Origin of the sequence: Neorhizobium galegae (assembly GCF_017877055.1) — a bacterium.
Classification (GTDB): domain Bacteria; phylum Pseudomonadota; class Alphaproteobacteria; order Rhizobiales; family Rhizobiaceae; genus Neorhizobium; species Neorhizobium galegae_D.
In genome coordinates this window covers 552,821-577,923 of the sequence record NZ_JAGIPG010000001.1, presented here as the reverse complement: position 1 = coordinate 577,923, position 25,103 = coordinate 552,821, and the positions used below count along the sequence as shown (strand labels likewise).

The following is a 25,103-nucleotide window of genomic DNA, read 5'->3' as shown; positions in this document are numbered from 1 at the left end:
TATGGCGAAAGCGACGATCCAGGGCGGCGTGACCTTGACAGCAGACGGCGCAGAATTCGCCGTCTGGTCCCATAACGCCGAGCGGATCGAACTCTGCCTCTTCGACCCCGAGGGAAAACGTGAGACCGCCCGCCATCGGCTGGTGCGCGGCCGCGACGACATCCACCGCATTTCGGTGCCGGCGCTCGGTGTCGGTGCCCGTTACGGCTACCGCGCCTGGGGTGCCTACGATCCGGACAACGGCTCCTGGTTCGACTCGTCGAAACTGCTCGTCGATCCCTATGCCCGCGAGCTCGATCGTCCCTTCCGGCATGACGCCCGGCTCTCGATGTTCGGCGTCGATACCGCCGATCTCGTGCCGAAGACGATCGTCACCCGCGATCCGCTCGCCAAGATCGGCCGGCCGATCCTGCCGCCAGGGGGCTTCGTCTACGAGGTCGCGGTAAAACCCTTCACCATCCTCCACCCGGCCATCCCGGAGAAACAGCGCGGCACGGTCGCAGCCCTTGCCCATCCGTCGATCATCGCGCACCTGAAGAAGATCGGCGTCGATGCGATCGAGCTGATGCCGATCACCGCCTGGATCGACGAACGCCACCTTCCCCCGCTCGGCCTCACCAACGGCTGGGGCTACAATCCGGTCGCCTTCATGGCGCTCGATCCGCGCCTCTGCCCCGGCGGGATCAAGGAACTGCGCGAGACGGTCACGACGCTGCACCAGGCCGGCATCGGCACCATCCTCGACCTCGTCTTCAATCATACCGGCGAGAGCGACCGTTTTGGCGCGACGCTTTCCATGCGCGGCCTCGACAACCGCTCCTATTACCGCCATGTCCACGGCGAACCCGGCCGTCTGGTCAACGATACCGGCACCGGCAACACGGTCGCCTGCGACCACCCTTATGTCCGCCGGCTGATCGTCGACACGCTCCGCCATTTCGTCATTCATGCCGGCATAGACGGTTTCCGCTTCGACCTCGCCCCGATCATCGGCCGCACGGAAAGCGGTTTCGAGGCCAAGGGCGAGACGCTGAAGGCGATGATCTGCGACGAGGCACTGAAGGATCGCATCCTGATCGCCGAGCCCTGGGATATCGGCCATGGGGGTTACCAGCTCGGCAATTTCCCGGAGCCCTTCCTCGAATGGAACGACCGCGCCCGTGACGACATGCGCCGCTACTGGCGCGGCGACGAGTGGACGACGGGCGCGCTCGCCACACGGCTCTCCGGCTCGTCGGATATTTTCGAAAAATCCGGCCGCAGCCGGACAGTCAACTTCCTCGCCGCCCATGACGGCTTCACGCTGATGGACCTCGTCTCCAACGAGCACAAGCACAACGAGGCGAACGGCGAACAGAACCGCGACGGCCACGGCGAAAACTTTTCCTGGAACAACGGCATCGAAGGCGAGACCGACGATGCTGCCATCAACGAGAACCGCCGCCGCGATGTCGCGGCCCTCATCTCCACCCTGTTTGCCAGCCGCGGCACGGTCATGCTGACCATGGGCGACGAAGCCGGACGCAGCCAGCGCGGCAACAACAACGCCTATTGCCAGGACAATGCGATTACCTGGTTCGACTGGAGCAAGATCGACAAGACGCTGATCGAACACACCGCCATGCTCGCAGCGCTCCGAAAACGCTTCGCGGTCTTTTCGGAAACCTCCTTCTTCACCGGCAACGGCGATGTCGAATGGCTGTCCGCCTCCGGAAAGCCCATGGAAGTCGGCGACTGGGAAAATCCCGGCAATCCGGTGCTCGGCATGGTGCTGAAAACGCTCGACCGGCAGACCGACAGGGACACCCGCATCGCCATCCTCTTCAACCGCGGCCACGAGCAGGCAAGCTTCGCGCTTCCCGGCTGGGGATGGAAACATTTCGCCTCCCGCGAGCTTTGGAATCAAGTGCTTCCCGCCCGCTCGGTGCGTTTCTGCATCGAGGAATGATGCGCCGCAAAAATCACTCGCCAACCGAGGCAAACCCTGTAAAGTCCGCCAGCCATCAGAGCAGTTCCGGGAAAATGCCAGGCGGTTTCGTCCGGGATTGCGCCCGCTTTCTGGAAGAAATCAGTGAGGTCGCATGCGTGAAATTTCGCTAACCGAGGTCGAGGGGCTGGTTGGCACGGAGATCGGTACATCGGAATGGATCACGGTGGATCAGCCGATGATCGACCTCTTCGCGGATGCCACCCACGATCACCAGTTCATCCATGTCGATCCGGAACGCGCGGCTGCGGAGAGCCCCTTCGGCGGCACCATCGCCCACGGCTTCCTGACGCTGTCGCTGCTGTCCGCCATGAACTTCGACTGCGTGCCCAAAATCCGCGAACAGACCATGGGCATCAATTACGGTTTCGACCGCATCCGCTTCATGTCGCCTGTCAAAAGCGGCAGCCGCATCCGCGGCCATTTCACCCTTGCCGAAATCCGCTTCCGCGGCGCCGGCATGCTGATGACCACCTATGACGTCTCGGTCGAGATCGAGAACGAAAAGAAACCGGCGCTCACGGCCATCTGGACCACCATCGTCCAGTTCGACCCGAAGGACCGGCCCGAAGGAGTGTGAGCGCCATGGCATCCGAAGACGAAATCAGGCAGGCGTTCCGGGAACAGATCGTCGGGGGCCAGATCCTGGGGTCGCCCTTTACCGCTCGCCTCGGCACATTGATGCTGGAACATCTTGACCGTTCAACCGAAGTGGGCCGGCGAATTCTCAGCTGGGAAGGAGATCCTGCCACCCGGGGCGACCTGGTGCCCACCCGCCTCGCCGGCGCGCTGCATGCGCTGGTCATCGACGGCAAGGACGATTGCCTGAAGGCAGCCTATCCGCCGAACGACGTGGGCGACGACGTGCTTTGGACGGCGCTCGCCACGGCCTTCGAAACACATGAAGCCTTCATTCTCGAACGGCTGAAGTTCGCGCCTCAGACCAACGAGGTGCGCCGCTCGAGCGGCCTGCTCGCCGGCTTCCTCACCATTGCCCAACTGTTTGGCAAGCCGCTGATCCTGTCGGAATTCGGCGCCAGCATGGGACTCAACCTCAACTGGGACCGCTATCACCACGATCTTGGCGGCTTCGTCTGGGGCGATCCGTCGTCTGCGGTCCGGCTGAAACCCGATTGGCAAGGTCCCTTCCCGCCTGATGTCGAGATCACCGTCGCGAACCGCGCCGGCTGCGACCTCAACCCGCTCGACCCCAACTCGCCGCAAGACAGCCTGCGGCTCCTGTCCTACATCTGGGCCGATCAGGCGGACCGGATGGAACGCACGCGAGCCGCGCTGCAGATCGCCAGAGAGCATCCGGCGCCCGTCGAAAAGGGCGATGCGCTCGCCTGGCTGCGCGACAAGCGGCTGAAGGTGCTCGTGCCCGGCACGGTCCACGTCGTCTACCATTCGATCGCCTGGCAATACCTGCCGCCACAAGCCCGCGCCGCGGGCGAGGCAATCATCGTCGAGGCCGGTAGCCGTGCGACGGAACAAGCCCCGCTCGCCCGCCTGCAGATGGAAATGGACGACGATCCGGACAGCGCGGCGCTCAGCCTGCAGATCTGGCCGACCGGCGAGATCCGCGAACTCGGCCGCATCGATCCCCACGGCCGTTGGGTGAAGTGGCGGGGGTGGGAGGTTTGACCCCAGCCGAGATCGAGCAGACGAAACTGCTGGCGAATGCCTTCGATCGAGCGTCCACGGCGTGCATCACCGTCGGCGTCGTTACGCCGGTTGCGGCGATGCTCTATGGCATCGGCAATGTAGGTACCCAGTTCGGCTTCGCGTGGTAGGATGCTTTGTGGGCTGGCTTATGATCGCGGTATTCCTACATTACCTGGCGAGGCTAACCCTGAGGAGACTGGCATGACGATAGAATTTTTCGTCTCATTCGGAATGCCTGCCATTATCGGGATCATCGCCTATACGCGTATCGCCTGCACGAATGGGATCTCGACCGCAAGCACAAACCCCGCCAACCCGGCGAGTGATTCCCGCGCTGCCTAAGCCCCCATCTCCATCAGTACGAAACCGATGAGCGGCAGTAGCGCCGCGCCGATCGCGATGTGGGCGGTGCGGGTCGGCGTCAGGCCGACGGCCGCGCCGGAAATGCCGGCCCCGATCAATCCGGCTATCGGGATGGAGAGGCTCCGGTCGATCCCAGGGGCGAAGAAGGCAATAGCGCCCGCGACCGACGCGCAGGCGCCGATCAGCGCACCTTTCCAGGTCTCGATTCCGGCAAGCTTTGCGGCCATCGCCCCGCCGGTCACCGCCGCAACGACGGCGATCGCCATCAGTGTGAATTGTCCCATGACATCCTCCCCATTCTCATGCGGAGAGTGAGGTTCTGTAAGAGCAAGTCAAGTGAGGCTATTGTCTTAGACGGCCGCGTCCTGCGCACCTTCCGCCAGCAGGCCGAAGGCGTAGTCGGAGAACGACCGCCACACCTCCACCCGGAAGGCATCTTCGCCGGTTCGCAGAAGCACGATTTCCACCTTGCCGAACACGGTCCGCGAGCAGGCGCCGACCGGGAAGACCTTCAGCGACAGGTCCTGCGGGCAGCCGGCATTGATCGCCGCCGCGGCCCCCCGCCCCGACACCAGGATCGCCGTATTGCGGTGGGATACATCCGTCGCCGAATGCAGCGCGCCGGAGTTCTTCGCGGCCTGCATCAGCCCGCCGTTCTCCTCCGCGATCACCAGCCATTCGTCCGGCCCGAGCCACAGGGCCGAGCGGCCGTTGGCGGAAGCCGATGTTTTCGGCCTGACCGGCAGATCGACGCCGAGCGCCGAGGAGAGCGCCGCGACATCCTCGGCCCTGCACCGCAGCGAAATGCGCTCGGCGGGCGGTGCTGCTTCGAGGCGGACGGTCGAGGAACCGCCGTGAAAACCGGAAAGAGGCGAAGTGCGGTTTGCCAGATCGGCGCCGGAATCAACCATTGATGCGGCCTCCCTGCTTGTCGAAGAACACCATGTCGGTCACTTCCACCTCGATCGTCCTGTCTTTAAGCGGCACATGGAGCGTCTCACCGATCCGCGCCCTTCCGCCGGCGACCAGCGCCAGCGCAATCGAGCGGCCGCAATTCTCCGACCAGTAGGCCGATGTCACATGGCCGAGCATGGTCATCGGCCTGGCCTGGTTGGGATCGGCGACGATCTGCCCGCCCTCCTCCAGCACCAGCGCCGGGTCCTTGGTGAGCAGTCCGACGAGCTGCTTGCGCCCCTCGCGCACCAGGTCCGGGCGCTTCAATCCACGGATGCCGACGAAATCCGACTTCTTCGAAGAAACCGCCCAGCCGAGGCCCGCATCGTCTGGCGTCACCGTGCCGTCCGTATCCTGGCCGACGATGATGTACCCCTTCTCGGCGCGCAGCACGTGCATGGTCTCGGTGCCGTAGAGACAGGCGCCGATCGGCGCCGCCCGCTCCCATATCGCCCTCCAGACAGCCGGGCCGTAGTCCGCCGGCACGTTGATTTCATAACCGAGTTCGCCGGTGAACGACACGCGAAACAGCCGCGCCGGAACACCCATGACCGAGCATTCCGCCACGCTCATATGCGGGAAGGCCTCGTTGGAGATATCCACGCCATCGACGAAAGGCTGGATGATCTCGCGCGCCTTCGGCCCCTGCACGGCGATGACGGCCCATTGTTCGGTCGTGGATGTCAGCCAGACTCTCAGATGCGGGAATTCCGTCTGGAGATAGTCTTCCATGTGGTGCAGCACGCGCGGCGCACCGCCGGTCGTGGTCGTCACATGGAACCGGTCTTCGGCAAGCCGGCCGACGACGCCGTCGTCATACACGAAACCGTCCTCGCGGGTCATGATCCCGTAGCGGCTCTTGCCGGGTTTCAGGCTGTCCCAGGCGTTCGTATAGAGCAGGTTCAGGAACTGCGCAGCATCCGGCCCGACCACCTCGATCTTGCCGAGCGTCGAGCCGTTGAACACGCCCGCCACCTCGCGCACCGTCCGGCATTCGCGGTTGACGGCAGCCAGCATGTCCTCGCCGCGCCTCGGGTAATACCAGGCGCGCTTCCAGTTGCCGACATCCTCGAACTCGGCGCCCTCAGCCGCTTCCAGCGCATGCATCGGCGTCTTGCGCGCCGGATCGAAGAGTTCTCCGCGCGAATGGCCGACCAGCGTGCCGTAGGTTACCGGCGTATAGGGCGCGCGGAACGTCGTCAGCCCCACCTGCGGGATCGGCCGGTCGAGCATTTCGGCGGCGATGGCGAGGCCGTGCATGTTGGAAAGCTTGCCCTGGTCCGACGCCATGCCGTTTGTGGTGAAGCGCTTGATATGCTCGATCGAATGCATGCCCTCGCGCACCGCAAGGCGGATGTCCTTGGCGGTCACGTCGTGCTGGAAATCGACGAAGGCCTTCACCGTCGTATCCGGCCCGGCACCTTCCGCGGCACCGATCATGCCCCCGGTCCATTCGAACCGGTTTTCGCCCGCAAGCGTCACAGAACCGCCGCCCGCCGCAATCGCCTCGTCGATCAGTTCGGCGAGGTCGTCCGTGCCGTTGCAGGAACCGACGGAAACGCAATTTTGCGCGTAGATATCCGGAAGGAAGCGCTGGTTGACGCCGTCGAACCGCAGTTTTCCGCGCGACTGCGAGAAGAGATGCACCGAAGGCGTCCAGCCGGCCGAAACAATCAGCGAATCGACCGCTATTCTGCGGGCATCGCCGCCGCCATTGCGCGCAACGGTCATCGAGGAGATTCGCAGCCGGCCGCCGGTATCGGTCACCGAATGGCCGCTCAGCACGGAAATCCCGAGCGCGCGGGCCTGCGCCAGCAAGGCCTCGCCGGGGTCGGGGCGGCAATCGACGATCGCCGCGATCGAGACGCCCGCCCGCTTCAGGTCGAAGGCCGCCTCATAGGCCGAATCATGCGCCGTATAGACGCCAACCTGTCTGCCGACCGCGACACCGTGGTGATTGAGGAAGGTGCGCGCAGCGGAAGCCAGCATGATGCCCGGCCGGTCGTTATTGGCAAACACCATGTGCCGCTCGATGGAGCCGGTCGCCAGCACCACCTTTTTCGCCCGCACCTGCCACAGCCGCTCGCGGGGGGCGCTCTTGGCCGGTTTGGCGACATGGTCCGTCACCCGTTCCACGAGGCCGAGGAAACCGTGGTTGTAATAACCGAACACCGTCGTGCGGGTCAGCACCGTGACGTTCGGCATCGCCTTCAGCTTTGCAGCGATCGCCTGCGCCCAGTCGTAACCGTTCTGTCCGTCGATCGTGGTCGCCGTGTCGTAATGCAGCGCGCCGCCGACTTCCGGCTGTTCGTCGACGAGGAAAACGCTTTGCCCGGTCGCTGCCGCAGAAAGTGCGGCCGTCAGACCCGCCACGCCGGCACCGGCGATCAGCACGTCGCAATGGGCATAGCGGTTGGCATAGTGATCCGGATCCTCCTCCGTCGGCGCCACACCGAGGCCGGCCGCACGGCGGATGAAGGGTTCGTAGATCTTCACCCAGGCCTCCCGCGGCCACATGAAGGTCTTGTAGTAGAAACCGGCCGCAAAGAAGGGCGAGAAGAGATTGTTGATCGCCCCGACATCGAACTTCAGCGACGGCCAGCGGTTCTGCGAAGCGATCTTCGCCCCGTCGAAGACTTCCTGCACTGTCGCCCGCACGTTCGGCTGACGCCGTGCCGCATCGCGCGACACGTCGATCAGCGCGTTTGGTTCTTCCGGACCGGCAGACAAGATGCCGCGCGGCCGATGATATTTGAACGAGCGGCCAAGCAGATGCACGCCATGCGCCAGGAGCGCCGAGGCAACCGTATCGCCTTCCAGCGCCGTATAACTCTTGCCGTCGAAGGTGAAACGCGCCGTGCGGGCGGGCGTCAACCGGCCCGCACCCTTGATGCGGAAGGTGCCTGAATTGGAGGAAGCGCTCATCGTGCGTCTCCTTCGGTCGCTTCATAGGTCTCGACGGTCTTTTCGGAGGCCCCGGTTTCGGGGAGCAGCTGCTTCGGCATTCCCGCCTTGTAGGTCGTCAGGAACCTGTCGCTCACCGTGTCGCGCGCCGCATTGAAGAACCGGCCGCAGCCGTGGATATGCCGCCAGCGTTCATAGGTGAGGCCTTTTTCATTGTTGCGCAGGAAGAAATATTCCGCGAATTCCTCATCCGAAATCGCCGCGATATTCTCCGGCCGCGCAATATGCGCCTCGCCGGCCCAGCGGAATTCCAGTTCCGAGCGGTCTTCCTCGCAATAGGGGCAATGGATCAGCAGCATCTTGATGTCCCTGTATTAATGCGCGACGGCGGCAGCCGCCGCCTCGTCGATCAGCCGTCCCGTCCGGAATCGGTCGAGCGTCAGCCCTGCCGCCAGCCGGTGCGGCTCGCCCTTGGCGATGAGATGCGCGAAGAGATTGGCCGAACCCGGGGTCGCCTTGAAGCCGCCGGTGCCCCAGCCGCAATTGACGAACAGGCCCGGCACCGGCGTGACGCCCTGGATCGGCGAGCGGTCCGGCGTGTTGTCGGTAATGCCGCCCCACTGGCGCATCATCTTCACCCGCCGGAAGATCGGGAAGAGTTCGCAGATGGCGTCGAGCGTGTGGGTGATGATCTGCAACCCGCCGGTCTGGGAATAGGAATTGTACTGGTCGGTGCCGGCGCCGATGACGAGTTCTCCCTTGTCCGACTGCGAGATATAGGCATGCACCGTGTTCGACATGACGACGCAAGGGAAGATCGGCTTCAGCGGCTCCGAGACCAGCGCTTGCAGCGGAGTCGAATGGAGCGGCACCCTGACGCCCGCCATCTCCATCACGACGGAGGAATGCCCGGCGGCCGAGACGCCGATCTTCTGCGCCCCGATAAAGCCCTTGCTCGTCTCGACGCCCAGGACCTCGCCGTTCGGGCCGCGACGGATGCCGGTCACTTCGCAATTCTGGATGATGTGAACGCCGCGATCCGAAGCCGCGCGCGCATAACCCCAGGCGACCGCATCGTGGCGGGCCGTGCCCCCGCGCCGCTGCAGCGCGGCGCCGTTGATCGGGTAACGCGCCGTCTTGGCAATATCGAGCGGCGGCACATAGGCCTTGGCCTGTTCCGGCGTCAGCCATTCGTTGTCGATGCCGTAGAGCCGGTTGGCGTTGATATGCCGCTTGAAACTCTGCATGTCGTGGGTGTTGTGCGACAGCATCATCACGCCGCGCGGCGAATACATGACATTGTAGTTGAGATCCTGGCTCAGCCCCTCCCAGAGCTTCAGCGAGTGCTCGTAGATGTCCATGCTCTCTTCGTAGAGATAGTTGGAACGGATGATCGTCGTGTTGCGGCCGGTATTGCCGCCGCCGAGCCAGCCTTTTTCGATCACCGCGACATTGGTGATGCCGTGTTCCTTGGCCAGATAATAGGCAGCGCCCAGACCATGCCCACCGGCTCCGACGATGATCACGTCATAGCTGGAACGCGGCTCCGGAGAGGTCCACTGCGCTTCCCAGCCCTTGTGGGCACGCATCGCTTCGCGGGCCACGGCGAAAACCGAATATCTGCGCATCTCGCCTTAAAACTCCTCGGATCGTCGGCCCTAATCGCGGGGCCGGCATTTGGGTAGTGCCATACCCATCGCAAATCAATATGCGTCGCAATGGCTCTATTGCGACGCATTCGCCTTCCCCATCGACACGGGCAAGATCGTCCGCCAGTTGGACGAGCCGGACCGGGGTGCCGGAAGCTGCTGCGCCCGGCCAGGTTCTTGCGAAACCGGCCCCGATCACCATCGGATCGCTTGCTTTCGGATCGGCCGGCATTCCGATCATCGACCGCGACAGGCTTTCACACTTGCATCTCCCGCAAAAGACCGCCGAATTGGCGCAATCAACCTTAATGCGTCTGGACTTCGCCCATCTCTTCTGCTATCTGCCGTCATCAATCGCACGGCTCCAGGCCGAGCGGACGTTATTCTTTCGCCTCGAATCGTACCGATCCAGGCGAGCAACAAACCAAAGGAACGGGATTCACGTGCAGGTACTAGTCCGCGACAACAACGTCGACCAGGCGCTCCGCGCTCTCAAGAAGAAGATGCAGCGCGAAGGCATTTTCCGTGAAATGAAGATGCGCGATTATTACGAGAAGCCGTCGCAGAAGCGTGCCCGTGAAAAGGCAGAGGCTGTTCGTCGCGTTCGCAAGCTGGCCCGCAAGCGCATGCAGCGCGAAGGCCTGATTGCAGCTCCGGCTCGTACGGTTCCAGCACGCCCGGCTCGTTGATCGGCCGTTTTTTGGACGTTTTCATGTGCTTTCAGGGCGGTGGCGACATGGGCGCCGCCGCTCTTTTGATTTGGTCCGAGACTTCCAATGCCTTTGCCCCGACATGAGGAAATGCGCCTGATGGCCGCCAAAAATCCCGTTCTCGATCGTGGAACCGAAATTTCCGGCCTCTTGAACCATGTTTCTCCCGTCCGTCGCAAAACAGCATTGCCAGCCGCGCTGATTGCCCTCCTGGCGCTCGCCGGCTGCGCGACCACGACCTCGACCGACATGATCACCGTCGATCGCGCCCAGGGGTCGCAAGAAAACATCGCCTCGCTCTCCTCCGTGATCAGTTCCAGCCCGCAGGATCCGGAAGGCTATAACGTCCGTGGCACGGCCTATGGACGCGCCGGCGAGTTTTCGCGGGCCCTGGAAGACTTCAACCGCGCCATCCAGCTCAATCCGCAATTCTACCAGGCCTATGCCAACCGGGCGCTGGTCTACCGCAACATGGGCAAGCCTGTCGAAGCGGCGAACGACTACAACCGCTCGCTCCAGATCAACCCGAACTACGACGTCGCCTATATCGGCCGCGGCAATATCTATCGCCAGGCCGGCCGCACCAACGAAGCCTTCAACGACTTCAACAAGGCGATCCAGCTCGAGACCACCGATGGCCGTGCCTGGCACAATCGCGGCCTGATCTACCAGCTGCGCGGCCAGCACGCCCAGGCGATCGAAGATTTCTCGAAAGCCATCTCGCTGTCTGCGAGCTCGCCGGAACCCTATAACGGCCGCGGCATTTCCTACGTCGCGTTGAACGACGACGACAACGCGTTCGCCGACTTCAACCGTGCGATCGAGCTTAACGACAAGCTCGCCGAATCCTGGGCAAACCAGGCGCTGGTCTATGAGCGCCGCGGCGACAAGGCGCGTGCCTACAAGTCCTATTCGCACGCCATGCGTCTCGACCCGAACTACAAGCCCGCCCAGGACGGCGCTGCCCGCACCCGCGCCAGCAGCTAAGCTGTTGGTGGCTTGGCGGCAAAGCCGGCTTTCCTCCGCTCGACTTTGAGCCCGCCCCACACTCAGATGTAAAGCGCCGCCATCTTGCGCCAGGCGCCGGCCCGATGGGCGCGCCCGTCCCAGACATGCATCCGATGTCCCACCCCTTTCTCGGCCAGCACCCGGCTGAGATGCTGGTTGTTGTCGAGGAACGGGTCGGCATCGCCGATCGTCAGCACGATCTCCACCTGGCGCAGCCTTTCGAGCTGCCACCCGCTGCTGATGCCGGGCAGGAAATGCGACGGGGTGTAGAAATAGACCGTATCGTCGTAATAGCCGTCCAGCAGGTCGCCGAACGCCTCGACCTTCAAGGTCAGGTCATAACGCCCCGAAAACGCGACGAGCTTGCGGAATAGGTGCGGATGGCGAAAGGCGATGCTGGCCGCCTGGAAGGCACCGAGGCTGCAGCCCTGCACGATCGTGCAGTCATGTCCGTTCCGGGTCGCCATCAGCGGCAGGACCTCGTTGAGGATATAGTCCTCGAAGGCCGCGTGCCGGCGGATGCGCAGCGAGGGATGCTGCCGGCTGTCGTAGAAGGTCTCGGCCGCCAGGCCATCGACGCAGTAGAGCTGCAACTGGCCGGCCAGAACCTTGTCGGCGAGGCTTCCGACGATGCCAAGCTCTTCATATTCCCAGAAACGTCCGTCCCGGGTCGGAAACATCAGGACCTTGGCTCCGGCATGGCCAAACACCAGGAGTTCCATGTCTCGATGGAGACGCTGGCTGTACCAGCGCAGATATTCGCGGTTCATGACACCTTGAAGAACTGTCCGACCCTGTCGCGAAGGGCCGCCTCTTGCGACGCACTGCCAGGATAATCGAAATGCCCGGCATCCAGGATGAAGTTTTCGTTAAATTTTGATTTCGGAACGGCATTGGCGACCGCGAACTGGCATGGAGGCGCCACCGCCGGATCGAACAGCGCCACGCTCATCAGCATCGGCACCGTAATGCGGCTCGCCGCCACGGCCGAATCATGCAGGCGCAGCGTCTTCAGCGCATTACCGTATTTCGCCTGATAGGCCTGGACGGAAGCCGCGCTGCCGATGCTTTTCAGCTTCAGCCGCAGCTCCTGGTGCCCGAAGGTCGGCAGCGACAGATGCCCTCGGTCGATCCGGCTGTCGAAGGGGATGGCAAGCCCGCCGATGCCGCCGCCGAAGCTGATGCCGCTATAACCGACATGGCCCGACAGCCAGGGATAAAGCGCGATCAGCATGCTTACCCCGACCCACAGGTCCTCGACGCAACCGCCAATGATGTAGCGGTCCGGCTTGTCGATGTCATGCAGCACATGCCAGTGGGAATCCGGCGAGATCGGCGGACGGGTGCTGCGCGACATGCCGCGAAAGCAGGGAAACAGCACAGCGGTTTCCTCGACCGGAATATCGAGATCCGGCGCGTCACGTCCGCCATAACCATGGCCGACGACCAGACCGCGCCGTATTTCACCTTTTCTCGGCAACAGCAGCCACCCGCCGATCGGAAACCGCCCGCTCGACATGTAGGCGATGTCGAAGACATGCCATTTCGGATGGTCGAGCCCGTTCTTGCGCAGGCCCGGCTCTGGATCGACCGTCATCGCACGCCGGTAGCGGTCCTTCCAGAACCCATCGAACCCTTCCGGTGCCTGCGGGGGCAGGACCGCCTGAAGCTGCTTCAGCCCCATGCCATAGGTGGGATCGAAATCGTAAGGGTGGCTGGCGGGGATGGTCATGCTCGAAAAATTACCGGCAATTCGCATCATCCCGGTCGAAGACAAAATCTTCAGGAAGCCGGCCACGGAATTTTCCCAATCGTCTCAAGGCCTCTTCACGGGTGGCTTGCGAGGCAGGCTCTTGCGATTCCCGCGGGGAAAGCTCTTCAGCAGCGCGTGTCTGATCGGCAATCTTTGCCATTCTGGCCTCCTGCTCCCCTTCAATGTCGCACGATCCGTCTTCACAAAAAAGCCCGGCACTGCCGGGCTCTCTTAGCTATGCATCCGCACTCAGTGCTTCATCGCCTTGACGATGTCCTCGGTCATTTTCTTGGCGTCGCCGAGCAGCATCATCGTGCCGTCCTTGTAGAACAGCGTGTTGTCGATGCCGGCGTAACCCGAGCCGAGCGAGCGCTTGACGAACAGGCAGGTCTTGGCCTTGTCGACGTCGAGGATCGGCATGCCGTAGATCGGCGAGGTCTTGTCGTCGCGGGCCGCCGGGTTGGTGACGTCGTTGGCGCCGATGACATAGGCGACGTCGGCCTGCGCGAACTCCGCGTTGATGTCTTCCAGTTCGAAGACCTCGTCATAGGGGACGTTGGCTTCGGCGAGCAGCACGTTCATATGGCCCGGCATGCGGCCGGCAACCGGATGGATCGCGTATTTCACCTCGACGCCGTGGCTTTTCAGCGTATCGGCAAGCTCGCGCAGTGCATGTTGGGCCTGAGCGACGGCCATGCCGTAACCGGGCACGATGATCACCTTCTCGGCGTTCGACATCAGGAAGGCCGCGTCGTCTGCGGAGCCCTGCTTCACCGTCCGTTGGATACCGTCATCGGCACCGGCAGACGCCGTCTCGCCGCCGAAGCCGCCCAATATAACCGAGATGAAAGAGCGGTTCATCCCCTTGCACATTATGTAGGAGAGGATCGCACCGGAGGAGCCGACCAGCGCACCGGTGATGATCAGCGCCAGATTGCCGAGCGTAAACCCGATGCCGGCGGCCGCCCAGCCGGAATAGGAGTTCAGCATCGACACCACGACCGGCATGTCGGCGCCCCCGATCGGCACGATCAGGAGCACGCCGAGCGCCAGCGCCAGTACCACGACGAGCCAGAAGTCGAAATGGCTTTCGGTCTGCACCAGGCCGAAGATGAAGACGACGACCAGGACCAGCAGGCCGATATTGATCGCGTGCCGGTAGGGCAGCATGATCGGCTTGCCGGACATCCGCCCGTCAAGCTTCAGGAAGGCGATGACCGAACCGGTAAAGGTGATCGCGCCGATCGCAGCACCAAGCGCCAGTTCGATCAGCGCCTGGCCATGGATATGGCCGATCGCGCCGATGCCGAAGGAATCGGGCGCATAAAGCGCTGCCGCCGCCACCATCACGGCGGCAAAGCCGACCAGCGAATGGAAGCCGGCGACGAGCTGCGGCATCGCCGTCATCGGAATGGTGCGGGCGATATAGGCCCCCGCCCCGCCGCCGAGGCTGAGCGCCAGCACGATCAGGATGAAGCCACCGAATGTGGGGGTGGCGAGCAGCAGGGTGGTGACGATGGCGATACCCATGCCGACCATGCCGTAGACATTGCCCTTGCGGCTGGTCGTCGGGTGGGAGAGACCCCGGAGCGCCATGATGAACAGCACGCCGGAGACGAGATAGAGGAAAGCTGCGAGGCTCTGCGACATGTGATCCGAACCCTCAGCGATCTTTTTTCTTGTACATGGCGAGCATCCGGCTGGTCACCAGGAAGCCGCCAAAGATGTTCACCGAGACGAGCACCAGCGCGACAAAACCGAAGCCGGTCGCAAAGCCGCTCGCCGATACGCCGACCGCAAGCAGCGCGCCAACGACGATGACCGAGGAGATCGCGTTGGTGACGGCCATCAGCGGCGTGTGCAGCGCCGGCGTCACCGACCAGACGACGTAATAGCCAACGAAGATCGACAGCACGAAGATCGCCAGACGGAAGACGAAAGGATCGATTGCGCCACCGGTTGCGGCGCTCGCCGCTTCCGGCGCCTGGGCGGCGGCGGTCATCACGGCGGTCACGGCCTGGTCGAGCTGCTCCAGCGCCTTGTTCATGGATTCACTGGCCATCAAAGCTTCTCCTCGGCTGCGGCGTCCACGCCCTCTTCGGCGACAACTGCGGCAGGTTTTTTGCCGGCACGCGCCGGTTTGGGGGCACCCGGCTCCTCTGCCGGTGTCACGACCGGGCCAGCCGTTGCGACTGGCGCAACAACCGGCATCTCGCCGGCAGGCATTGCCGCGGCGGCCGCAAAACTCGGATGCACAACGGATCCGCCATGGGTCAGCATGGTCGCCTTGACGAGCTCGTCCTCGGGATTGACCGCGAACTCCTTCGTGCCCTTGTCGACCATGGTCTCGATGAAGGCGAACAGGTTGCGGGCATAGAGCGCCGAAGCCGACGCCGCGATACGGCCGGCGACATTGGCGTAGCCGATCACCGTGACGCCCTCGACATCGGCAATCTTGCCCTTTTCCGAACCTTCGATATTGCCGCCACGCTCGACGGCAAGGTCGACCGCCACCGAACCCGGTTTCATCGAGGCCAGCATGGCGCGCGACACCAGTTTCGGGGCCGGACGGCCGGGAATGAGGGCCGTGGTGATGACGATGTCCTGCTTAGCGATATGCTCGGCAACCAATGCCGCCTGCTTGGCCTGATAGGCTTCCGACATCGGCTTGGCATAACCGGCAGCGGTTTCCGCTGCCTTGAATTCCTCGTCCTCGACCGCGATGAACTTGGCGCCGAGCGAGGCGACCTGTTCCTTGGCGGCGGGGCGAACGTCGGTCGCAGACACGACGGCGCCGAGACGGCGGGCAGTGGCGATCGCCTGCAGGCCGGCAACGCCCGCCCCCATGACGAACACCTTTGCCGCGGGCACGGTGCCGGCGGCGGTCATCATCATCGGCATGGCGCGGCCATATTCATGGGACGCGTCGATGACGGCGCGATAGCCGGCAAGGTTCGCCTGGGAAGACAGCACGTCCATCGACTGGGCGCGGGTGATGCGCGGCATCAGCTCCATGGCAAAGGTGGTGAGCCCGGCTCTTGCCATGTCCGCAAGCGCCGCCTCGTTGCCATATGGGTCCATGACGGCGAACACCACGGCGCCCGGCTTGTAGGACGCCGTCTCGGCCGCCGTCGGCCGGTTGACCTTCAGAATGATATCCGCCGAACCGACCTCGCCGGGACCGGCAATGCGGGCGCCCGTGGCTTCGAAATCCGCGTCGGGAACACCGGAGGAAAGGCCTGCACCGCTCTCAACCAGAACGGACAAGCCAAGTCCAGAAAGCCGCTTGACGCTCTCGGGCGAAGCGGCAACGCGCGGTTCGTCGGAACCTTCACGGCATACAAATACGATCTTCGGCAAAGACTGTCTCCTCCCAGTCGATATCGCAAGGCGGGCGAAATATTTCGCCCTGCCTCAAAGCCGGTGGCCGGATCGGCCGAACCGGATCAACGCAGCAGGAAAACGCCGGCGATATTGAGAATGATGAAGACGAGAAGGCTGCCGATGAAACCCGCTCCGCCGAAGAAACCGGCAGCCATGGCGATCATCAGGATGACGATGACCATCGTACCCCATTTCGCACCTGCGATGAAGGCGTTGTAGGTCCTGTCGTGCTCCACATAATCCATCGAAGCACCCGTTTCCACCGGCCCGCTCTGGTGATTGTCCATCAGTCCCGTCTCCTTCATCGGCCGCACGCTGCCCGCTCGATCAAAGCGTCGGCGCCTGCGGGAAAACCCTTGGCGACATCCGGAATCATGCCTCGTTCGGCACGATGGAGGTCACTTCAGGCCTTACACAAAGCCATGGGAAAGCGCAATGCCGCCACAATGGCTTCCGGTACGCCCGATAAAGGTGGTTCAGGTCAGGTAGGACATTTCGGGGGAATTCGGCCGGCCGGCGATGCGGGCCGTCGGCAGGATGGTGAGCGGCGCGGTGTCGAAATTCGAGGAGCGCGCAAACAGCATGCGGCGCTCATAGGCCTCCGACTGGAACGCTGGAAATCGCTTCATCATCTTGGAGCGCAATTCGCGGGTCTGCGAGGCGAGCAGCATCAGATCGAAATCGTATGTCGGGATGCGCCGCGGCGGCACCAGCGGCTGGGCGTAGAAGAACCGGCGATAAAATGCCGCATGCGCCGGACGGATCGGCTGCAGCACGCGGTCCGCGTCGAAATAGATCGCCGCGACAGGCGTCAGCCGTACCGTCAGGTAAGGCATGGCCGAAAGTTCGCTGGCATATTCTGGGGCGATCGCGAAACGCGCCGAGTCGATCAGCGTCATCCCGGCGTCCAGAAGGCCATTCACGGCCTCGGGGAAAATGCTGATCGACTGGCAGACCCGGTGTTCCGGCGTGACGTGGTGGAGCCGGATCGTGCTGACCAGTTCCTCGTCGTAATAGACACCGAAGACATGCGCATTCTTGTCGAAATCGATCTCGTCGATGAGCTTGGTCGCCGCCACCGGCAGCACGTTATGGGCCTTGTAGGCCTTGTATCGCAGCCGGGCGATATCCTCGAAATCCTCGTTGCTCTCGATCCGCCGGTATTCGACATGGTCGAGGGTGGAGAGGAGCTTGGCTGAAAAGTTTCCGTCTGAAAACGTTTGACCTAAGGGCATTGGCATTTGTTCCATGAGCTTTAACCATGGATTAACCCTAAAATGCCCATAGCCCGCAATGAATGGAACGAAAATTGAATAAAAATCTAAATGTTATGGTTAACAAACGATTAATGACCGTTTGTTAACGTACCAAATCCGTTAACATCGTTTCAATTTCAGGCAGAACTCAGCGTGCCGCGGCCCGAAGAGGCGAGGCCTGTGCACTTTTGGCACCACGCCGAATGGCCGAAAGCTTGGCCGCCGGAGCGGCCTCGGCCGCCAGCTCGATGATCTTTTCGGAAGCGACCGGCATGGAAAACACGTAGCCCTGGACCAGGTCGGAGAACCGGTGGCGGTTGACCAGCGCGAGCTGCTCCTTGGTCTCCACGCCTTCGACGACGATCTTGAGGCCGAGTTCGCGCGACAGATGCACGATGCCGCGCAGGAGCTTCAGCTTGCGCTGGTCCTCGGCGATATTGCGGATGAACGCCCGGTCGATCTTGACCACGTCCAGCGGCAGGGAGTCCAGATAGCTGAGGCTCGAGAAGCCGGTGCCGAAATCGTCGATCGCAATCGTCACCCCGGTCACGCGGAACTGGTTGAGAATGGCGCTGACCGCCACCGGCTCGTCCATGAAGCAGCTTTCGGTGACTTCGAGATGCAGCCGCGACGGATCGAGCGAATAGCGCTTCAGCACATCCGCCGCATAAGCGACGATATCGTCGTTGCGCAGGTCCTGGATCGAAAGGTTGACGGAAACGGCCATTGGCTCCGGCCAGGTCGCACAGTCGCGGCAGGCCTGGTCGAGCACCAGACGGGTGATGTGCGAGACGAGGCCCATATCCTCGGCCATGGGGATGAACACGTTCGGCCCCACCATGCCGCGCTCCGGATGACGCCAGCGCACCAGCGCCTCGCTGCATTCGATGCCCGAGCCATCGGGGCGATACATCGGCTGATAGACGACATGCAGACCCTGGTTCTCGATCGCCTGGCGAAGATCGACGCGGAGCTTCTGCTCGTCGATATACTGGGCGTCCATTTCGGACAGGAACACGGTCAACGTGCCGTTGCCCGTGGATTTCGCATGGTTGAGGGCAAGGTCCGCTTTGATCTGCCAGTTTTCCATGTCGAAGTCCTGCGATGGCAGGATGACGCAACCGCTGTTCATCGAAACGGGAAGGCGAAGCCCGTCGACGTAATAGTCGCCCTGGATCTCCGCGTGAATGCGCCGGACCTGACGCTCCAGCTCGCAACTGTCGTCGCCGCCGGTCAGCAATACGACGAATTCATCGCCGACCAGACGGCCCGCCAGCAGACCGTCGCTCTTCAGCGCCGAAAGCCGTGCCGAGATCGCAGCCAGCAGCCGGTCGCCGACCACATGACCGCGCAGGTCGTTGACGTGCTTGAACCCGTCGACGTCGAACATGGCGAGCGCCGCGAGCGCCTCGCCGCGACGCTTCAGCTTCCTGGTGGCAAGTTCGGCGAAGTGGCCGCGGTTCGGCAGGCCGGTCAAGGCGTCGAACCGCACCATGTGCAGCACCTTTTCCTCGGCGGCGAGACGGGCGGTGACGTCTTCGAAGATCAGCACGACACCGCCGTCGGTGCGCGGGCTGACCGAGAATTCGAGATGGCGGTCGTCCTTGAATTTGAAGAGCGCGCGTTCGAGCGAGCCGTCGGCCAGTTTGGAAAGTTGGCGCAGGATGGCCTCGGGCGCATTCTCCGCGTCCTCGCAGAGCACGGCGGCGAAATCGCGGTCCTTGAGATCGCTCTTCTTGTCGAGGCCGAGCAGATCGCGGGCTCGGCGGTTGATCACCTGGATCTTGCCTTCGCCGTCGAGCATCACCAGGCCATGCGAAATCGTCTTCAAGGCGATATCGAAGCGGTCGGCGATGATCGCCATCTTCCGCGAGGCGATGACGTTTTCATAAAGGAATTCGCGCACGCCGTTGGCCATCGACCTTGTGGTAAGGCCGAACGGGATGAGCAGCAGCGACATCAGCGCCAGGTGCAGATCCTCGGTGAACAGGCAGGCGATCAGGATCGGACCGCAGCAGCCGAGCGTCTGGAGATCGACGGCGATGCGCGAGCCGTAGTTGCGGCCGACGATCGACATCATCGAGCCGAGCGTCATGGCGATGCAGGTAAAGCCGACGAACGGGTTTTCCAGCACGAGCAGGGCGTAGCCGCTGGCAACGCCGAGCAGAAAGGCGGCGAGGAACGCACCGATCACGTATTGCTGCTCCCAGGCGGCGATGCCGTCATAGGTCAGCGACGCCTTGTCGACCTTGTCGAACCGCTGGAACCAGTACATGCGATAGGCAAAGACCGCCGCAAAGCCGCAGGCGAACAGGAGATAGAACTGCGCACCGCTGTAATGGAAAACGAGCAGGCACCACAGGACGTGAACAACCACGCCGGTCCATAAAGTGCCGCGATTTCCAAATAGCGACGTGACGAACGACAGATACACATCCGTCGACAGCGTCTTCGCTTCTGTCTCTTTCATCGGGTTCATCCCTTGTCTTCCGGTCGACACTGCGGGAAACCCTTTAAAAATTGTTTGTCCGCGAGCCGCGTTCCCCCCTTTCATTGGGGGGTTCTTGGGAGTTTGCTGAATAAATTGACAACAGGATAGCTAAAATTTCGATCACGCAACCTCCGGCAGCGGCGCGAGCCCTTGCCAGCTTGCGCAACTCCCTGCGATCCCTGCTTTTTGTAGACGAAAACCCAGGCTTTTAGGACTTTCCTTTTATTAGACCTTGGTTTACATCGCCATGCCAGGGCGGGCGGGATAAGAGAGACCCGTTGAATTGGGGAAACCATGGCTGCACTGTTGAAGATCAGCGGTCTCATCGACCGCCTCAGCGAGATTATCGGCAAATTTTCCGGCTATCTCGTTCTCGCCTGTACCCTCATCAGCGCCGGCAATGCGCTCATCCGCTACCTCTTCAACTACAGCTCGAACGGCTGGCTTGAAATCCAGTGGTATCTCTTCGGCTTCATCGTGCTTCTGGGCGCATCCCACACTCTGAGGCTGAATGAGCATGTGCGCGTCGATCTCATTTACGGCGCAGTTTCCGATCGCGCTCGTCTGTGGATCGATACGATCGGCCTGATCGTCTTCCTCATTCCGGCCTGCATCTATCTCGCATGGCTTGCCTGGCCGTTCTTTGTGCTGTCCTACGCGCAGGGCGAAGTGTCCTCGAACGCCGGCGGCCTTATCCGCTGGCCGGTGAAACTCATCATCGTCGCCGGTTTCGGCCTCCTGGCGCTGCAGGGTTTTTCCGAACTGGTGAAGCGCATCGCCGGTCTTTTGGGCGTCCTCCAGGTCGACACGACCTACGAAAAGCCGCTGCAATAACACCATTTTCGGGGGATAACCGCTCATGTTCCAATACGGTATAATGCCGCCGGCAATGTTCCTCGGCATGATCATCTTCATGCTCTACGGCTTCCCGGTCGCCTTCTCGCTCTCGGCCGTCGGCCTCTTCTTCGGTCTTCTCGGCATCGCCACCGGCCATTTCGAATTCGCCTTCATGCAGGCGCTGCCGTTCCGCATCTTCGGCATCGTCTCGAACGACCTGTTGCTTGCCATTCCCTTCTTCACCTTCATGGGAGCGATCCTCGAGCGCTGCGGCCTGGCCGAGGATCTGCTCGAAGGAACCGGCAAGCTGTTCGGCGCCGTTCCCGGCGGCCTCGCCTATGCGGTTATCGTCGTCGGCGCCATCCTCGGCGCGATCACCGGCACGGTCGCAGCATCAGTCATCACCATGGGCGTAATCTCGCTGCCGATCATGCTGAAATACGGATACAACCCGCGGCTCGCCACGGGCGTCATCGCAGCTTCGGGCACCATCACCCAGGTCATCCCGCCTTCGCTCGTGCTGATCGTGCTGGCCGACCAGCTCGGCCGCTCCGTCGGCGACATGTATCTCGGCGCGATCGGACCTTCGATCCTGCAGGTCACGATCTTCATGCTGTTCATCCTCGGCCTGTCGATCTTCCGGCCGAAGGACGTTCCCCCGCTGCCGCTGGAAGCGCGCGGCGAGATGAACATGGCCCTGGTCATGAAGGTTCTCTGGGGCATGATCCCGTCGATCGTGCTGATCTTCCTCGTGCTCGGCACCATTTTCATGGGCCTTGCAACCCCGACGGAAGCAGGCGCGCTCGGTGTTGTCGGCGCCATGGTGATCGCCGCGATGCATCGCCGCCTTACCTGGGATTTGCTGCGCCAGGGCATGCATTCGACGATGACGATCACCTCCATGGTCGTCTTCATCCTGGTCGGCGCGACCTGCTTCAGCCTCGTCTTCCAGGGCATGGATGGCGGTCTGTGGATCGAGCATCTTCTGTCCCACGTTCCCGGCGGCGCCATCGGCTTCCTGATCTTCGTCAACGTCTTCGTCTTCTTCCTGGCCTTTTTCCTCGATTTCTTCGAGATCGCCTTCATCGTCATCCCGATGCTGGCGCCGGTCGCAAACGCGCTCGGCATCGACCTGATTTGGTTCGGCGTGCTGCTCTGCATCAACATGCAGACCAGCTTCATGCACCCGCCCTTCGGCTTTGCGCTCTTTTACCTGCGCTCGATCGCGCCGAAATCGGTGAAGACGAAGGACATCTATCTCGGCGCCATTCCGTGGCTCTGCATGCAGCTGGTCCTCGTCGCCATCGTGATCTTCTGGCCCGAGTCCGTCACCTATTGGCTGGACAAGGCACCGGACATCGACCTCAACACGATCAAGATCGAAGTGCCCGGCTTCGGCAATGGCGGCGGCAACCAGATGCCGAATTTCGGCCTGCCTCCGATGGATGGCGCCCCAGCCCAGCCGGGCCAGCAGGGCCTGCCTGGCATGCCGAACTTCGGCGAGCCACCTAAGATCAATCCGTAAGGGCGGCGGCGGCCGTCCACCTGGATCTCCGGATCCGAGGACAGAGTTGGCGCTCTGTCCTCCTTCGCTGCTCCTGCCGGGCAATCGGAGCCCGGCGAAGTCCGGCCCGCGCCCCTGCGTCAAACTCGTCTTTTGGCCGTTCCTCTACCGAAATAGCCGTATGCCGATCGAAGTCCCGGCACCAAATCCCGCCCCAGCTAACCCTTAGGTAGCAATACTAACTGGCCTGTCGAGCGTATAAACCTTGGCGCAGACGGCATGACGCTGAAGTCGTCGTCCCCAAACCAGTTGGCTGAAGCGCCCAGGCCCCGACATGCAGATAAGCCACGTATTGCCGAATGCGATGTACGTTGTGCGAAAGTCCATCGGCCGCACCATAGTCGAGCCGTTGCGGCGCAGGCAGTTTGCGAGAGAGAGCGACGTCTTCATCCACCGCACCAACCGGGGATACATCTTCAAACTGGATCCCGCACAAAGCATCGACGAAGCCATCTTTGTCGATGGCTGGTTTGAAGGACGGTTTCTGGAATTCCTGCAAGGCCGCTTCGAGCCTGGCGCCGTCGCGCTCGATGTCGGGGCGAATATCGGCAACCACGCCATTCACCTCAGTCGGGACTTCGCCGAGATCCATTGCTTCGAGCCTAACCCCGAAGTCTTCAGGCGGCTGACCGATAACGTTCGCTCGAACCGGCTCGATAACATCCGGCTGCATCAGGCGGCTCTCGGCGATTGCGACGACACGCTCATGTTCCGCGAAAATCTCGAAGGTAACCTGGGCGCCAGCGGCTTTGTGGAGGATGACCGCCCATCGGGGCATAGCCGTATCCTCCGCCTGCCGGTTTTCGACGCCGACAAGCTCGTCCAGCGGCTCGGAATAACCAGAGTCGATTTCATCAAGATCGATGTCGAAGGGTTCGAGCTGCGGGTCCTGAAAGGATTGCGCGCCACCATCGCCTTCAACCGGCCTATCGTGTCCTTCGAGTTTCACGGCCATCTCGCAGGACCCGACGACTTCGGCAAGCTCACCGCCTGCCTGCCGGATTATCGGTTCTACGATCTGGAATATGCGCCTGAATCGGCTTCAACGCTCGAAAAGCTGAAATGGAATTTCCTCCACGGCAGCGCACCGGTTCTCAAACGGTTCGATCGCCCCGAACCGCGGACCTACGAAAACATACTGGCATTTCCCTCCCGGGAAACCTTCAGGCGCTTCATGAACCGTCCTTCGGCCTCCGTCTCGGCTTGAGACCGTCCCTGCGGCATCAGCCCAGACAAAACCCCGGACCTCTCGATCCGGGGCTCCTCAAATGACACTTGCCTGATCTGGAATCAGAGCTTGCCGCTGCGCTGCTGGATCATCATGAACGTATCGAACGTGTATTCCGACAGCTGCATCCAGAGGTACCCTTCCTTCTTGAAGGCGACCTGGTCTTCGTAGATCTTCTTGAACGTCTCGTTCGAAGCCGAAATTTCCTTGTAGACCTCGAGGGACGCCTTGTAGCAGGCTTCCAGGATGTCCTGGCTGAACGGGCGAAGCGTCGTACCCTGCGACACGATCTGCTTGATCGCCGTCGGGTTCTTCGTGTCGTATTTCGCCATCATGCTGGTATTGGCAAACGCGCAGGCATCGGAGAGCGCCGCCTGGTAGCTCTTCGGCAGGGCATTCCACTTGTCCAAGTTCATGAAGGCGTGGATGACCGGGCCACCTTCCCAGAAGGCCGGATAGTAGTAGTATTTGGTGACCTTGTAGAAACCGAGCTTGTGGTCGTCATAGGGGCCGACCCATTCGGCCGCATCGATCGTGCCTTTTTCGAGCGCCGGATAGATGTCACCGCCAGGTATCTGCTGCGGCACGACACCGAGCTTCTCGACCACCCGACCGGCAAGCCCGGCGATGCGCATCTTGACGCCCTTGAAATCGTCTACTGTATTGATTTCCTTACGGAACCAACCACCCATCTGGGCGCCCGTATTACCCGCGGGAAGCCCGTAGACATTGTGCTTGGCATAAAACTCGTTAAGGAACTTGTTGCCGTTTCCTTCGTAAAACCACGCATTGCTCAGTCGTGCGTTGAGACCGAAAGGAATTGCAGTGCCAATGGCAAACGTCGGATCCTTGCCCACGAAATAGTAGGAGCAAGTATGGCACATTTCGACCGTCGCATTGCTGACGGCATCCAAAGCCTGACCGGCCGGCACGATTTCACCGGCAGCAAACGGCTGGATGGTGAAATTGCCATCGGTTGCCGCGGCGACATGCTTGGCGATGTCTTCCGCGCCGCCATAGATGGTGTCCAGCGACTTCGGGAATGAAGACGTCAGACGCCAGGTGATTTTCGGGCTCGACTGCGCGATGGCCGGTGCGGCGAGCACCGTAGCGGCAGCTGCGCCGGCGCCGGTGACGGCAGCCTTTTTAAAGAATGAACGACGATCCATGAAATACCTCCCAGTAAGACAAACCGTAGGGATTATCTGTTCCCACTCCCTCGATCCTGGGCGAGGTAAACATTTTGGCCTATGGGTTGCAAGCGCCGGAGCTAATATTCCTTAATGCGGGAACGTCTTTTGTCCTTAGACTTTCGTAGCGCCCTGCTCAAACGGGATTCATAAGATATTT

25 protein-coding genes are annotated in these 25,103 nt (G+C 62.1%); 10 read left to right on the top strand and 15 right to left on the bottom strand.

Going from position 1 to position 25,103, the window contains the following annotated elements:
• The first annotated feature begins 1 nt into the window (after position 1).
• From glgX to J2857_RS02500, 5 genes are all read left to right on the top strand, one after another.
• Entirely contained in the window at positions 2-1,948 is a 1,947-nt protein-coding gene (gene glgX, locus J2857_RS02520) for a glycogen debranching protein GlgX (RefSeq protein ID WP_210008396.1), read from the top strand.
• Positions 1,949-2,081: 133 nt separating this feature from the next.
• Positions 2,082-2,567 (top strand): MaoC family dehydratase, encoded by a 486-nt coding sequence (locus J2857_RS02515; RefSeq protein ID WP_210008395.1) that lies wholly within the window; start codon positions 2,082-2,084, stop codon positions 2,565-2,567.
• Between the two features lie 5 nt (positions 2,568-2,572).
• Positions 2,573-3,631 (top strand): DUF2332 domain-containing protein, encoded by a 1,059-nt coding sequence (locus J2857_RS02510; RefSeq protein WP_210008394.1) that lies wholly within the window; start codon positions 2,573-2,575, stop codon positions 3,629-3,631.
• Positions 3,628-3,780, top strand: a complete 153-nt coding sequence (locus J2857_RS30855) for a hypothetical protein (protein WP_245362992.1) — start codon at positions 3,628-3,630, stop codon at positions 3,778-3,780. Before J2857_RS02510 ends, J2857_RS30855 begins: the two co-directional genes overlap by 4 nt.
• Before the next feature lie 73 nt (positions 3,781-3,853).
• Positions 3,854-3,994, top strand: coding sequence for a hypothetical protein (locus J2857_RS02500; RefSeq protein WP_210008393.1), 141 nt, complete (start codon positions 3,854-3,856; stop codon positions 3,992-3,994).
• On the opposite strand, the gene J2857_RS02495 is transcribed toward J2857_RS02500, so the two are convergent.
• The 5 genes from J2857_RS02495 to J2857_RS02475 all read right to left on the bottom strand — a co-directional run bounded on the left by J2857_RS02495 (position 3,991) and on the right by J2857_RS02475 (position 9,501).
• Positions 3,991-4,299: a hypothetical protein gene (locus J2857_RS02495; protein WP_210008392.1), complete on the bottom strand. Its 309-nt coding sequence runs from the start codon at positions 4,297-4,299 to the stop codon at positions 3,991-3,993. The two genes, J2857_RS02500 and J2857_RS02495, sit on opposite strands and share 4 nt — an antisense overlap.
• Positions 4,300-4,365: 66 nt before the next feature.
• On the bottom strand, positions 4,366-4,926 hold the full coding sequence (locus J2857_RS02490) for a sarcosine oxidase subunit gamma (RefSeq protein WP_210008391.1): 561 nt from the start codon (positions 4,924-4,926) through the stop codon (positions 4,366-4,368).
• The gene (locus tag J2857_RS02485; protein ID WP_210008390.1) at positions 4,919-7,894 is read right to left on the bottom strand and encodes a sarcosine oxidase subunit alpha; all 2,976 of its coding nucleotides are present in this window, start codon (positions 7,892-7,894) and stop codon (positions 4,919-4,921) included. The genes J2857_RS02490 and J2857_RS02485 overlap by 8 nt, the downstream gene beginning before the upstream one ends.
• Complete coding sequence (locus tag J2857_RS02480; protein WP_210008389.1) at positions 7,891-8,232, bottom strand: sarcosine oxidase subunit delta; 342 nt, start codon at positions 8,230-8,232, stop codon at positions 7,891-7,893. The genes J2857_RS02485 and J2857_RS02480 overlap by 4 nt, the downstream gene beginning before the upstream one ends.
• A gap of 15 nt (positions 8,233-8,247) precedes the next feature.
• Complete coding sequence (locus J2857_RS02475) at positions 8,248-9,501, bottom strand: sarcosine oxidase subunit beta family protein (protein ID WP_210008388.1); 1,254 nt, start codon at positions 9,499-9,501, stop codon at positions 8,248-8,250.
• Between the two features lie 464 nt (positions 9,502-9,965).
• Between J2857_RS02475 and rpsU the strand changes: the two genes are divergently transcribed.
• Together rpsU and J2857_RS02465 are read left to right on the top strand one after the other, a co-directional pair.
• Positions 9,966-10,211 carry a 30S ribosomal protein S21 gene (gene rpsU / locus J2857_RS02470; RefSeq protein ID WP_037077280.1) on the top strand — a complete coding sequence of 82 codons (246 nt, stop codon included), beginning with the start codon at positions 9,966-9,968 and terminating at the stop codon, positions 10,209-10,211.
• A 120-nt stretch (positions 10,212-10,331) separates the two neighbouring features.
• Positions 10,332-11,219 carry a tetratricopeptide repeat protein gene (locus J2857_RS02465; RefSeq protein WP_245362991.1) on the top strand — a complete coding sequence of 296 codons (888 nt, stop codon included), beginning with the start codon at positions 10,332-10,334 and terminating at the stop codon, positions 11,217-11,219.
• A 62-nt stretch (positions 11,220-11,281) separates the two neighbouring features.
• Here J2857_RS02465 and J2857_RS02460 read toward each other — a convergent pair whose 3' ends face one another.
• The 9 genes from J2857_RS02460 to J2857_RS02420 form a co-directional block, all read right to left on the bottom strand.
• Positions 11,282-12,010 (bottom strand): esterase family protein, encoded by a 729-nt coding sequence (locus tag J2857_RS02460; protein ID WP_210008387.1) that lies wholly within the window; start codon positions 12,008-12,010, stop codon positions 11,282-11,284.
• Positions 12,007-12,972 (bottom strand): acetylxylan esterase, encoded by a 966-nt coding sequence (locus J2857_RS02455; RefSeq protein WP_210008386.1) that lies wholly within the window; start codon positions 12,970-12,972, stop codon positions 12,007-12,009. Before J2857_RS02455 ends, J2857_RS02460 begins: the two co-directional genes overlap by 4 nt.
• A gap of 10 nt (positions 12,973-12,982) precedes the next feature.
• Positions 12,983-13,153 (bottom strand): hypothetical protein, encoded by a 171-nt coding sequence (locus J2857_RS30850; protein ID WP_245362990.1) that lies wholly within the window; start codon positions 13,151-13,153, stop codon positions 12,983-12,985.
• An 89-nt stretch (positions 13,154-13,242) separates the two neighbouring features.
• Positions 13,243-14,643: an NAD(P)(+) transhydrogenase (Re/Si-specific) subunit beta gene (locus J2857_RS02445; protein ID WP_210008385.1), complete on the bottom strand. Its 1,401-nt coding sequence runs from the start codon at positions 14,641-14,643 to the stop codon at positions 13,243-13,245.
• A gap of 13 nt (positions 14,644-14,656) precedes the next feature.
• Complete coding sequence (locus tag J2857_RS02440; protein ID WP_210008384.1) at positions 14,657-15,055, bottom strand: proton-translocating transhydrogenase family protein; 399 nt, start codon at positions 15,053-15,055, stop codon at positions 14,657-14,659.
• Entirely contained in the window at positions 15,055-16,353 is a 1,299-nt protein-coding gene (locus tag J2857_RS02435) for a Re/Si-specific NAD(P)(+) transhydrogenase subunit alpha (protein WP_210008383.1), read from the bottom strand. Before J2857_RS02435 ends, J2857_RS02440 begins: the two co-directional genes overlap by 1 nt.
• Positions 16,354-16,439: 86 nt before the next feature.
• Entirely contained in the window at positions 16,440-16,664 is a 225-nt protein-coding gene (locus J2857_RS02430; protein WP_210008382.1) for an aa3-type cytochrome c oxidase subunit IV, read from the bottom strand.
• Between the two features lie 189 nt (positions 16,665-16,853).
• Entirely contained in the window at positions 16,854-17,612 is a 759-nt protein-coding gene (locus J2857_RS02425; protein ID WP_210008381.1) for an N-acyl amino acid synthase FeeM domain-containing protein, read from the bottom strand.
• Positions 17,613-17,781: 169 nt separating this feature from the next.
• Positions 17,782-20,103 carry a putative bifunctional diguanylate cyclase/phosphodiesterase gene (locus J2857_RS02420; protein ID WP_245362989.1) on the bottom strand — a complete coding sequence of 774 codons (2,322 nt, stop codon included), beginning with the start codon at positions 20,101-20,103 and terminating at the stop codon, positions 17,782-17,784.
• A gap of 315 nt (positions 20,104-20,418) precedes the next feature.
• Between J2857_RS02420 and J2857_RS02415 the strand changes: the two genes are divergently transcribed.
• The 3 genes from J2857_RS02415 (at position 20,419) to J2857_RS31360 (ending at position 23,732) form a co-directional block, all read left to right on the top strand.
• Positions 20,419-20,958 (top strand): TRAP transporter small permease subunit, encoded by a 540-nt coding sequence (locus J2857_RS02415; RefSeq protein ID WP_210008379.1) that lies wholly within the window; start codon positions 20,419-20,421, stop codon positions 20,956-20,958.
• 25 nt (positions 20,959-20,983) lie between these two features.
• Positions 20,984-22,486 (top strand): TRAP transporter large permease, encoded by a 1,503-nt coding sequence (locus tag J2857_RS02410; protein WP_210008378.1) that lies wholly within the window; start codon positions 20,984-20,986, stop codon positions 22,484-22,486.
• A gap of 313 nt (positions 22,487-22,799) precedes the next feature.
• Entirely contained in the window at positions 22,800-23,732 is a 933-nt protein-coding gene (locus tag J2857_RS31360; RefSeq protein WP_348635649.1) for an FkbM family methyltransferase, read from the top strand.
• 83 nt (positions 23,733-23,815) lie between these two features.
• Here the strand turns inward: J2857_RS31360 and J2857_RS02400 are convergent, their stop codons facing one another.
• A complete protein-coding gene (locus J2857_RS02400) occupies positions 23,816-24,922 on the bottom strand; it encodes a TRAP transporter substrate-binding protein (protein ID WP_210008376.1) in 1,107 nt (368 codons plus the stop codon).
• Between the last annotated feature and the right edge of the window lie 181 nt (positions 24,923-25,103).

Bases quoted from the DNA above. Each gene is read 5' to 3' on its own strand.
- glgX (WP_210008396.1), top strand. From the start codon at position 2: ATGGCGAAAGCGACGATCCAGGGCGGCGTGACCTTGACAGCAGACGGC.
- J2857_RS02515 (WP_210008395.1), top strand. From the start codon at position 2,082: ATGCGTGAAATTTCGCTAACCGAGGTCGAGGGGCTGGTTGGCACGGAG.
- J2857_RS02510 (WP_210008394.1), top strand. From the start codon at position 2,573: ATGGCATCCGAAGACGAAATCAGGCAGGCGTTCCGGGAACAGATCGTC.
- J2857_RS02500 (WP_210008393.1), top strand. From the start codon at position 3,854: ATGACGATAGAATTTTTCGTCTCATTCGGAATGCCTGCCATTATCGGG.
- J2857_RS02495 (WP_210008392.1), bottom strand. From the start codon at position 4,299: ATGGGACAATTCACACTGATGGCGATCGCCGTCGTTGCGGCGGTGACC.
- J2857_RS02490 (WP_210008391.1), bottom strand. From the start codon at position 4,926: ATGGTTGATTCCGGCGCCGATCTGGCAAACCGCACTTCGCCTCTTTCC.
- J2857_RS02485 (WP_210008390.1), bottom strand. From the start codon at position 7,894: ATGAGCGCTTCCTCCAATTCAGGCACCTTCCGCATCAAGGGTGCGGGC.
- J2857_RS02480 (WP_210008389.1), bottom strand. From the start codon at position 8,232: ATGCTGCTGATCCATTGCCCCTATTGCGAGGAAGACCGCTCGGAACTG.
- J2857_RS02475 (WP_210008388.1), bottom strand. From the start codon at position 9,501: ATGCGCAGATATTCGGTTTTCGCCGTGGCCCGCGAAGCGATGCGTGCC.
- J2857_RS02465 (WP_245362991.1), top strand. From the start codon at position 10,332: ATGGCCGCCAAAAATCCCGTTCTCGATCGTGGAACCGAAATTTCCGGC.
- J2857_RS02460 (WP_210008387.1), bottom strand. From the start codon at position 12,010: ATGAACCGCGAATATCTGCGCTGGTACAGCCAGCGTCTCCATCGAGAC.
- J2857_RS02455 (WP_210008386.1), bottom strand. From the start codon at position 12,972: ATGACCATCCCCGCCAGCCACCCTTACGATTTCGATCCCACCTATGGC.
- J2857_RS30850 (WP_245362990.1), bottom strand. From the start codon at position 13,153: ATGGCAAAGATTGCCGATCAGACACGCGCTGCTGAAGAGCTTTCCCCG.
- J2857_RS02445 (WP_210008385.1), bottom strand. From the start codon at position 14,643: ATGTCGCAGAGCCTCGCAGCTTTCCTCTATCTCGTCTCCGGCGTGCTG.
- J2857_RS02440 (WP_210008384.1), bottom strand. From the start codon at position 15,055: ATGGCCAGTGAATCCATGAACAAGGCGCTGGAGCAGCTCGACCAGGCC.
- J2857_RS02430 (WP_210008382.1), bottom strand. From the start codon at position 16,664: ATGGACAATCACCAGAGCGGGCCGGTGGAAACGGGTGCTTCGATGGAT.
- J2857_RS02425 (WP_210008381.1), bottom strand. From the start codon at position 17,612: ATGCCCTTAGGTCAAACGTTTTCAGACGGAAACTTTTCAGCCAAGCTC.
- J2857_RS02420 (WP_245362989.1), bottom strand. From the start codon at position 20,103: ATGAAAGAGACAGAAGCGAAGACGCTGTCGACGGATGTGTATCTGTCG.
- J2857_RS02415 (WP_210008379.1), top strand. From the start codon at position 20,419: ATGGCTGCACTGTTGAAGATCAGCGGTCTCATCGACCGCCTCAGCGAG.
- J2857_RS02410 (WP_210008378.1), top strand. From the start codon at position 20,984: ATGTTCCAATACGGTATAATGCCGCCGGCAATGTTCCTCGGCATGATC.
- J2857_RS31360 (WP_348635649.1), top strand. From the start codon at position 22,800: ATGCAGATAAGCCACGTATTGCCGAATGCGATGTACGTTGTGCGAAAG.
- J2857_RS02400 (WP_210008376.1), bottom strand. From the start codon at position 24,922: ATGGATCGTCGTTCATTCTTTAAAAAGGCTGCCGTCACCGGCGCCGGC.